The sequence below is a fragment of the Ruegeria sp. BHSA123 genome (assembly GCF_059613425.1).
In genome coordinates this window covers 1-9,530 of record NZ_JBXWSL010000083.1, presented here as the reverse complement: position 1 = coordinate 9,530, position 9,530 = coordinate 1, and the positions used below count along the sequence as shown (strand labels likewise).

Below are 9,530 nucleotides of genomic sequence, written 5' to 3'. Positions count from 1 at the left end.
TGAATCAATTCATCGGTATTTGCGTTGATGTTGGTCAGCATCCGGATTTCTTCCAGCCCTTCAACAGTTAGGTTCTGTGCCTCGTCAAAAATCAGAACCACCCGTCGCCCCTGGGCGTATTCCGAAATTAGGAAGTCCTGCAGCTCCTGGAACATCTGGACGTAGGTGGCGTCTTTCTCGATCGGCAGGCCCAGGGCATGCAGAACCCATTGCAGCAACTCTCCGCCGCCGCCCTGCGCGTTCGAGATCAGCCCCACGGCGATCGAATCCCCCATATCACTCAGGAGGTGCTGGACCAGAGTCGTTTTCCCTGCCCCTATTTCTCCGGTAAGCACGGTAATTGGCGCACAGCTCATGATGCCGAATTGCAGGATCGAATAACCGCGTTTGTGAAGGGGTGACCAATACATGAACCCCGGATCCGGCAGCAGCGTGAACGGCCGCTGATCAAGTCCGAAATATTCAAGATAAAACCCGTCGCTGGAAGCCATGGCACTCCGATCGCCTTCCGTCTTGTCAAAATTGATTTCGGCTTCTCGGAGATTAGTCAAACTTGCACCTTGAACCACCAGAAATTCCTTACTCTATACCGAGATGTTAGATAAACTGACAAATATTTGGGTGCTATAGTGCCACAACATCAAGGTCGCGGGCATTACTAATTTCTATGGGATTGGCATTAACCCCGACAAGGCCTCAATTGAAACAATTCAACGAGATTGTTTCGCTTCTATGCTAAAAAAACTGCAAGTCACGCCATGGGTCGCTCTTGATTCTCACTCTTTCATATTAAGTCCAAAAACACGTCAATTCCAAAGTAATGATGTCATTGTTTTTGCTTGTTGCACAATCGTTCTACTTTCACCCCAATCATGGTTATAGACACCACCCGCTGACGCTGCCGGATCATGGCCCTTCGCAGCGCAAAGCCCCTGTCACGCCAGATTTATATTTTGCAAGCTTTCGGGAATTTGTTAACCTCTGGTCCGTGGGTGCTGTCTGAGCACGTCGCCGGGATCAGAGGACACCCGCAAACTGGTAATCGACATAAAAGTATAACAAATTTTGTATGAATTCAGAGGTTCGAGAGTAGTTAGTTCCTGAGTGTGTAGGTGTTTCTTGGGTATTTGCGTGTGCTGGGGGTTTAAATAGTGACAATCCATTCCAAAGATGTGGCCAATGCCGGCCTCTCTAATATTCCTGTGATGCCAGCCTCGGCACATTATGCCGGATTTTACAGGCGTGCAGGCAAACGCGTTTTCGACATTGCATTCGTGCTGCTGACAGCTCCATTCGTTGTTCCGTTGGTCCTTCTGTTTTCGGTGCTGCTGATCTGCCAGGGGGTTAACCCCTTTTACTGGCAGGAGCGGGTTGGGCGAAACGGCAAGACATTCCACCTGCTCAAACTGCGTACCATGGTGAACGATGCAGAGGCTGTCCTTGAAAAGCACCTGGCCACCAACCCCGAGGCCCGGGAGGAATGGGAGCGCAACCAAAAGCTTCGCGATGACCCACGTATCATCAAGGCCGGTGCGTTCCTGCGAAAATCGTCGATGGATGAGTTGCCGCAGTTCTGGAACGTTCTTGTTGGCGAAATGTCCCTAATCGGCCCCCGCCCCATGATGGTGAACCAGAAAAAGCTTTACCCCAGTAAAGTTTATTATGCCATGCGCCCCGGCATTTCCGGTCTGTGGCAGGTTTCCAGACGTAACCAGTCTTCTTTTGCCGAACGTGCCTACCACGACACCGAGTACTGGAAGACCATGTCGTTTGGCACCGATCTATCTGTTCTTTTCCAGACCGTTTTCGTCGTACTTCGCGGCACCGGGTGTTGAGAACGAGGCAGGCTGCCAAACATCAGGGTCGGCCGCGTGTGCTTCACCATTGGATTTCGCAGGAGTTTCAATCATGAGCAAAACCGATAGCCCCATACACAAGGGCTTGGCGGTTGTCCTTTTTGTCGTGACTTTACTTCTAAGCGCCTGCGACTCTGCTGAAGAACGAGCCGAAGCGCACTATCAGGCGGGCCTGGCCCATCTGGAAGAAGGCGATGTTGATCGGGCGCTGATCGAGTTCAAGAACGTTTTCAAGCTGAATGGCAAGCACAAGGAGGCGCGCCTGACCTTTGCCCGACTGGAACGCGAGCGCGGCAATATCACCCTCTCTTACAGTCAGTATCTGCTTTTGGTTGAACAGTACCCCGACAATCTCGAGGGCTATCGCGCTTTGGCGGAAATGGCGCTGGAACTGGCAAAGTGGGAGGACATGCTCCGTTATGTCGGGAAAGCATCCGAGCTGGCTCCGGATGACATTGAGATCAAATCCCTCAGCAACACACTGGCCTATATTGATGCCGTCAGAGCCGGAGACGACGTCGGAGTGGATCTGGCGATCAAAACCGCTCGTGAAATACTGGAAGATCACCCCGAAATCATGACGGCCCGGCAGATCGCAATCGATCACCTTGTCCGCGCCCAGGATTGGTACGATGTGCTTGACGAGGTCGATGCGGCCCTAACTTATGGGCCAGAACCGGGTAACCTGTACACTATCCGTCTTCATGCCCTGCAGATGCTGCAAAAGCCCGAGGAAATCGAAAAGCAGCTCAGGCAGATGATCGATGTTTTTCCGGATGACAAAGGCGTGGAGCAAATGCTGGTCGAGTATTACATCGACCAGGGAGATCTGGACAGTGCCGAAGATGTCCTGCGTACGAAGGCGGTTCCCCTGTCCGACGATTACTTTTCTGTTCAAAGACTTGTTGCGTTCCTGACTGAATATCGCGGTTTCGACGCCGCAATCTTCGAGATGGACTCTGTCATCGCCGCAGGAGGCCCCAACACGTCGCGTTTCAACACGATGCGGGCAGCGTTGCTGTTTGAATCTGGTGACACGGAAGGTGCGCTCGCCGATATGCGGGCGCTGCTCGATGGCGCAGAACGCACCACCCAGACCCGCGAGAATGAAGTGGAATTTGCGCGGATGCTCATCCTGTCCGGCAATCAGCCGGAGGGACGGGCCGTTATCGAGAATGTACTTGCCGAGGATCCTACACAGGTGGAGGCGGTAAAGCTGGAAGCCGCGTGGCTGATCGAGGATTACAATATTGGCGACGCCATTTTACTTCTGCGCAAAGCCCTTGAGTACACCCCGCGTGATCCGCAACTCATGACCCTGATGGCCCAAGCACATGAACGCAACGGTGACCGGGACCTGATGGGTGAAATGCTGGCGCTAGCGACGGACGTTTCCCAAAACGCGCCGACCGAGACCTTGGACTATGCCCGCCACCTGATCGAAGAAGACAACCTGAAGATCGCAGAGGGCATCCTGATTGACTCGTTGCGCGAGAACCCAAACCACCCGGAACTGCTGTTGAAATTGGGCCAGGTTTATTTGAATCTTCAGGATTGGGCTCGCCTTGATGCAGTGTTGCAGGCGCTTAAACCGCTGAAGGACCCGGACACGCGCCGGAAATCAAGAGAGCTCAGAGCTCAGATGCTGGCGGCCCAGAAGCGCACCAACGAACTGACCGCATTCCTGAACGAACTTGCGGAAGACCCGGAATTCGGCCTGCCAGCCGAGATTGCTCTGATCCGGATCATGGTTCTTCAAGACGATATAGACGGCGCAGCTGCTCGGCTTGATGAGTTGCTGGCGGAAGACCCGAGTTCAATTTTTCTGCGCTTTATCAAGGCTCACATCCTTGCCAAAAAGAAAAATCTGGGCGGGGCCGAGCGGTTGTATCGCGCGATTGTCGAAGAGCGTCCGGATACCGTCAGGGCGTGGCTCGCTCTGATTACCCTAGAGATCGATCGCAATGAACGGGAACGGGCCCAGGCGATATTGCGAGAAGCCTTGGGGGTTCTTCCGAATAGCCCTGATCTGCTGATGCTGCAGGCTGTGGAACACGAAAGAGCGGGGGAGCTGGATCAGGCGATCACCGTCTACAGAAAGGCTTATCCTCTCAGCAATCGCTCGCTGGTCGTGGCCAATAATCTTGCCAGCCTTCTGACAACCCATCGCGATGACGACCAAAGCCTGCAGGAGGCCCAGAAATTGGCGCGCCGCCTACGTGGTACCCGCAATCCCGCATTCCAGGATACCTATGGCTGGGTCGCCTATCGCTTGGGCAATTACAAAGAGGCACTGACCTACCTTGAAGACGCCGCCAAAGCCATGCCCGACCACCCTTTGGTTCAATATCACCTGGGCAGGACATATGACGCGGTCGGCCGCAAGGAAGACGCCCTACGCATGTATCAAGCGGCTCTGGACCAGCAGCTCCCGACCCGGGCAATACGGCTTCCTGAAGACATCATACCTGTGGTGGAAACCGAGATCAAACGGCTCCGCGTTGAGACCAACGCAGGACAATAACCAACACGCGACATTTCTGTCGCATCATACGGCTGCCGCAATCATACGGATTGTTTCAGCTGAAAAAAATAGGCATAAAACAGAAAAAAGTGAAAGATTTGAACATGCGGACAGTCATCGGATCATTGATCACATTCGTGACAGCTTTGGTGCTGTCGACCGGCGCTTTTGCGCAAGGTTCCTATCAAATCCAGCCAGGTGATGCACTTAAGGTTGAAGTTTTGGAGGACCCCACCCTTAACAGAACCGTATTGGTTCTGCCGGATGGGTCCATTAACTTTCCTCTTGCCGGCTCCATCCGTGCAGTCGGGCAGTCAACCGGCGGGCTGCAATCTTCTCTGGCATCTGCACTCTCCAGAAATTTCAACACGACACCAACCGTGTTCGTGTCCATCGCATCGCTCGCGGCACCTGCCATTCCGGGGCTGACGCCGACAGGACCCACGATGGATGTCTTCGTGATGGGTGAGGTTGGTGTACCGGGCAAACTTATCGCCACTGAAGGAACAACCATTCTTCAGGCATTGGCGCAGGCCGGAGGCCTGAACAGATTCGCAGCCCCCAAACGCATAGAATTGCGGCGGGCAGACAAAAACACAGGCGTGATGAAAAAATATCTATATAACTACAACAGCACGGGCGGTGGTATCCAAGGCAATACAGTTCTCCGTCCCGGTGATGTTATCGTGGTGCCATCTCGCCGCTTATTCGAATAGGGGATACCGGTGGGGAAAACTCGGAACAGGCTGTCCTTCGCCCTGGCGAGCGGGGCAGCTTGCTTGACTTCAATTGTGCCAGCGGCAGGCCAGCAGACTATTGCGCCTCAGGTCGCAACGTCACAGACACCGCAAACGACCACGCAGCAAACGACGGCGCAACAAACATCCGTTCTGACAACAACGGCCAGCCAGCAGTTGATCCGGCAACAGGCTCAGCGAAATCCGGCGCGGCGCCTGGGCACGCAACAACTTGGCACAGGTGCAGGGTTGAGCGTCCAACTCGACTTTTTCTCGTCGCTTCGATATGACGATAATCTTCGATTAACCGACCCGTCTCTCGGCTCGACGACCTGGTGGGAGAACACCCTGGCTCTCGGGGTTATCAACCAGACCCAGAATTCGACCCTGACATTCGATCTGTCTGGCCTATATCGTGTTTACAATGAGCCGATTATCGGGACCGAATCCGAATTTGCAGACCCACTGACGCGGCTGACCTATCAGCGGACTGGAGCCAATAGCCAGCTCGGCGCTCTGATCGAATATCGCGAACGGGATCTTGCCTTTAACCGGTCTCTGACCGACGTCAATCTGGACGGTGTCATCGACGCCGCAGACGTGGTTGGAACCGTCGGTGACCAGGTGAACACCCGCGGCAATCTGAATTTTGATATCGGCCTAAATGACCCCTTGGGGTTCCGGTTCAATTATAACCGTAGCGAACGGACCTATCAAAACACGATTAGCCCGAGCCTGTTCGACAACAGGTACGACGATTATTCGGCAGCGGCAATTTTCAATGTGTCGCCGGTTCTGCAGGGGAACGCGACTATCTCGTACAGAGACTTTGTTGCTGAAGACAATGTACGGACGGACAGGCAGACAACGACCGTGTCTGTGGGCGCAACTTATGACGTTTCGGCGGTGACGACGATCAATGCAAATATCGGCTACAGCCAAGTAGATGAAACGCTCCGAGCAAACAACACGAACACCGTGACCGAAGACTTTGTCTGGGGGTTCGGCTGGGTCAGAACACTTCCGGATGGGACTGTAAACATTAGCCTTGATCAGTCGTTTGGGGTCAACGGCGCCAGGAACAACGCAACCGTCGGGCGCAGCTTCCAGCGGTCTAATTCATCGTTGAATTTCGATTTCGGGTTCTCGTATGGCCCATTCGGAGAAACGACACCAATCGGTCAGATCGATTACGCGTATCAATGGCAGAATTCCAGGCTCGGGGTCGCAATACAACGGCGTGTGGGAACCAGTACACAAAGTCAGGAAACCCGTCAGACACTGGGTTTCATCACCTATGACTATTTCATCAACCCGGTGTCGGCTGTTTCATTCGGTGTAAATTTCATTGACCAGAAAAACGAAGGCCCAGTTGTGGCCAACCCGCGCCAGCGTGGCGTTTTCGACGCATCCTATACGCGCGCAATTACGAATGACTGGGCGATGTCCATAGGATATCAATACGAGATGGATGACCAGAGCGGCTTCAGAGCATCGTCGAACCAAGTCTACTTTACGCTCGGACGGCAATTCTTCCTCAAACCGTGAAATATCCTGCGTTTGGATGGCGGCAGAGAACAAACCGTTTGACGCAAGCGCATTGTGTTGGACGCGGGCCATAAAACCGGAACTAACCTTACTGTGATTTATGAGCATTCATTTTTCTGTGCATGATGAATAGAGATGCATCGCCTCGATTCGAAAGATAGCCGCAGCAAGACGCTTGAAGCGGTCCGCCCTGCCCTGCCGGAGATAAGTGTCGGCGGACTGGTTTGGTTTGTTCTGTTGCTCATCGGATCGGTGCCGATCTTCTGGATCGGGATCGTCTCTCTGGGCGCCGCCTGGAGCACACCCGAGTATAGCCATGGACCGCTGATCCCGATCATTTCGCTGTATCTCTTCCTGCGCGAATTGCGTAATTCGCCCCCGACCAAGCCCGATATCCACGACCGTTGGCCCGGCGTGGCCGTGATTGCACTGGCGCTCGGGGTCGCCATCCTGGGCAATCTGGCCCGCATTCCGGACATTGTGACATACGCGATGATCATCTGGGTTGGGGGCGTCGTGTTGACCGTGTTCGGCTGGCGCCGTGGCAAATACCACCAACTGCCGGTGGTTCACCTGGTGTTCATGCTACCCCTGCCGCAGTTCATCTATTGGAAACTCACGATCTTCCTGCAGTGGGTTTCTTCCGAGCTGGGGGTCTGGTTCGTCCAGATGGCCGGAGTGTCGGTTTTTATCGAAGGCAACGTCATCGATCTAGGGGTTTACAAGCTTCAGGTGGCCGAAGCCTGCTCGGGCCTGCGCTACCTGTTCCCGATCCTCAGCTTTTCATATCTGTTTGCCCTGCTCTATCGCGGCCCGATCTGGCACAAGGTGGTGCTGTTGATCGCAGCAGCTCCTCTAACGGTTCTGATGAATTCGATCCGCATCGGGGTGATCGGCGTTCTGGTCAACCACTACGGAATAGAACAGGCCGAAGGGTTCATGCATTTCTTCGAAGGCTGGATCATCTTCCTGCTGTGTGTGGCCGTTCTATTCCTCATGGCGATCGGCTTGCAGCGGCTCACCCCCGACCCGAAACCCTTTGCCGAAGCAATCGATCTGGATGTCGAGGGCTTTGGTCCCGTTGCTTTACGCATTCTGGGTATCCGCGCCTCGGTGGCGCTGGCTGCAGCAGCCCTTTTGACAATTACTGTTTCAACGGCCTGGGTTTTGCGGCCCGGCGCCGATATTAAACCCATTGAACGGGATCCGTTTGTTCTGTACCCGCGCCAGCTCGGCGACTGGTCCGGCTCGACAACCAGCCTTGATCCCAAAGTGGAAAAGACCCTGGGGGCAAGCGACTATCTCAACGCCACCTACATCGACACCACGTCAGGTGACTTCGTGAACATGTTCGTGGCTTTCTACAACAAACAAACCGACGGCGACGGGATTCACTCGCCCGAGGTCTGCCTGCCGGTCGGAGGGTGGGAGATTTTCAGCCTCGAGCCTTATGAGATCAACCCAGGCACCACCCCCTACGGCAGCTTCACCGTCAACCGTGCGGTGATCCAGAAAGAGCTTTCAAAGCAGTTGGTCTATTACTGGTTCGAACAGCGCGGAAAGCGTATGGTCAATGACTTCCGCGCCAAATTGAGCGTTATCCAGGACGGTTTCACCATGGGCCGCACCGATGGTGCCTTAGTCCGCTTTGTGACCCCGATCCTACCCGGTGAAACCGATGCGGATGCGGATGCAAGGCTGCAGCGATTCATGGAACCCAGCCTGAACCGTCTGCCCGGTTTTGTGCCGTTTTGAGCAGGGGTTGTAAATGAAACGCCGCAATACGCCTGCCCCTTTCAGAAGCTCCGCACTTCGGATTGTGGATCGTTCGGATGGTCGGGACAACCATTTCAATCTTATCCGCATTATCGCCGCCAGCGGCGTGCTTGTTTCGCATGCCTACCCTCTCAGCCTGGGAAAATCGGCCACTCAACCGCTTCAGCCTCTGCTGCACGGTTTGTCGCTCGGGACCCTGTGCGTATGGATATTCTTCGCCATCTCGGGATTCTTCATCACCCGAAGCTTTGACCGGAAACGATCTGTGGCGTCGTTCCTGACCGCTCGGGTCCTGAGACTGTTTCCCGCTCTTGCCACGGTTCTGGTCATCACCATTCTGGTTGCCGGGGTTTTTCTGACTGTTGCCCCGCCCTCCCTGTTCTGGCCTGCAACAGCCGAGTATTTTGTCCGCAACATGTCCCTGTTCAATTTGCAGTACACGTTGCCCGGCGTTTTCGTCGGTAATCCGGATGGGTCAGCTATCAATGGCTCGCTTTGGTCGCTGTCTTATGAAGTCACCTGTTATGCCGGCGTTTTGATTTGCGGTGTGCTCGGACTTCTGGGGCACCGAAAAGCCTTCGCGTTCATGACACTGGTATTTTTGTGTGTCTACGCCGCCACCATGGTCTTTGATCTGAACACGCGGGTCGAACAGATGGCCCGGCTTGGATTGCCGTTTCTAACCGGCATGGTCTTCTACCTCTGGCGCCACGAAATTCCCCTGTCATGGGGGGTGTTTGGTGGAGTGACATGCCTGTCGGTCGCAGCCTGGTTCACGCCGCTGTTCCTGCCCGTTTTCGCGATTGCACTGTCTTATGCAGTATTTTTTGCGGGATATACTCAAACCCCGTTGCTGTTGAACTACAACAAGCTGGGTGACTACTCCTACGGGGTTTATATCTATGCCTTCCCCATACAGCAGATCGCCGCACAATCAGGAATGACGACCCCAACATCCAATATTGCGGTGGCCCTGCCCTTCACACTGATCTGCGCCATTCTATCCTGGCACGTAGTCGAAGCCCCGGCCATGCGACTCCGATACCGGGTGAGCATTCCCGGTCGCCTAAAGGCCAATCAGACCGCAAA

General features: G+C 54.5%; 7 protein-coding genes. 6 read left to right on the top strand and 1 reads right to left on the bottom strand.

What is annotated here, in order from left to right:
* On the bottom strand, nt 1-491 hold a 491-nt coding region (locus tag AC2FNC_RS18770), incomplete at its 3' end, for an ExeA family protein (protein WP_496716247.1).
* Nucleotides 492-1,151: 660 nt separating this feature from the next.
* Here AC2FNC_RS18770 and AC2FNC_RS18765 point away from each other — a divergent pair.
* The 6 genes from AC2FNC_RS18765 to AC2FNC_RS18740 all read left to right on the top strand — a co-directional run.
* Nucleotides 1,152-1,835, top strand: a complete 684-nt coding sequence (locus tag AC2FNC_RS18765; protein ID WP_496716246.1) for a sugar transferase — start codon at nt 1,152-1,154, stop codon at nt 1,833-1,835.
* A gap of 73 nt (nt 1,836-1,908) precedes the next feature.
* Nucleotides 1,909-4,380: a tetratricopeptide repeat protein gene (locus tag AC2FNC_RS18760; protein WP_496716244.1), complete on the top strand. Its 2,472-nt coding sequence runs from the start codon at nt 1,909-1,911 to the stop codon at nt 4,378-4,380.
* Nucleotides 4,381-4,430: 50 nt separating this feature from the next.
* Nucleotides 4,431-5,096 (top strand): polysaccharide biosynthesis/export family protein, encoded by a 666-nt coding sequence (locus tag AC2FNC_RS18755; RefSeq protein ID WP_496716242.1) that lies wholly within the window; start codon nt 4,431-4,433, stop codon nt 5,094-5,096.
* A gap of 63 nt (nt 5,097-5,159) precedes the next feature.
* Nucleotides 5,160-6,665 carry a hypothetical protein gene (locus AC2FNC_RS18750; protein WP_496716241.1) on the top strand — a complete coding sequence of 502 codons (1,506 nt, stop codon included), beginning with the start codon at nt 5,160-5,162 and terminating at the stop codon, nt 6,663-6,665.
* Between the two features lie 135 nt (nt 6,666-6,800).
* Complete coding sequence (xrtD, locus tag AC2FNC_RS18745; protein WP_496716240.1) at nt 6,801-8,420, top strand: VPLPA-CTERM-specific exosortase XrtD; 1,620 nt, start codon at nt 6,801-6,803, stop codon at nt 8,418-8,420.
* 13 nt (nt 8,421-8,433) lie between these two features.
* Nucleotides 8,434-9,530: acyltransferase family protein (locus AC2FNC_RS18740; RefSeq protein ID WP_496716238.1), on the top strand; the 1,097-nt coding region annotated here is incomplete at its 3' end.

Coding starts and splice junctions, on each gene's coding strand:
- AC2FNC_RS18760 (WP_496716244.1), top strand. CDS start 1,909: ATGAGCAAAACCGATAGCCCCATACACAAGGGCTTGGCGGTTGTCCTT.
- xrtD (WP_496716240.1), top strand. CDS start 6,801: ATGCATCGCCTCGATTCGAAAGATAGCCGCAGCAAGACGCTTGAAGCG.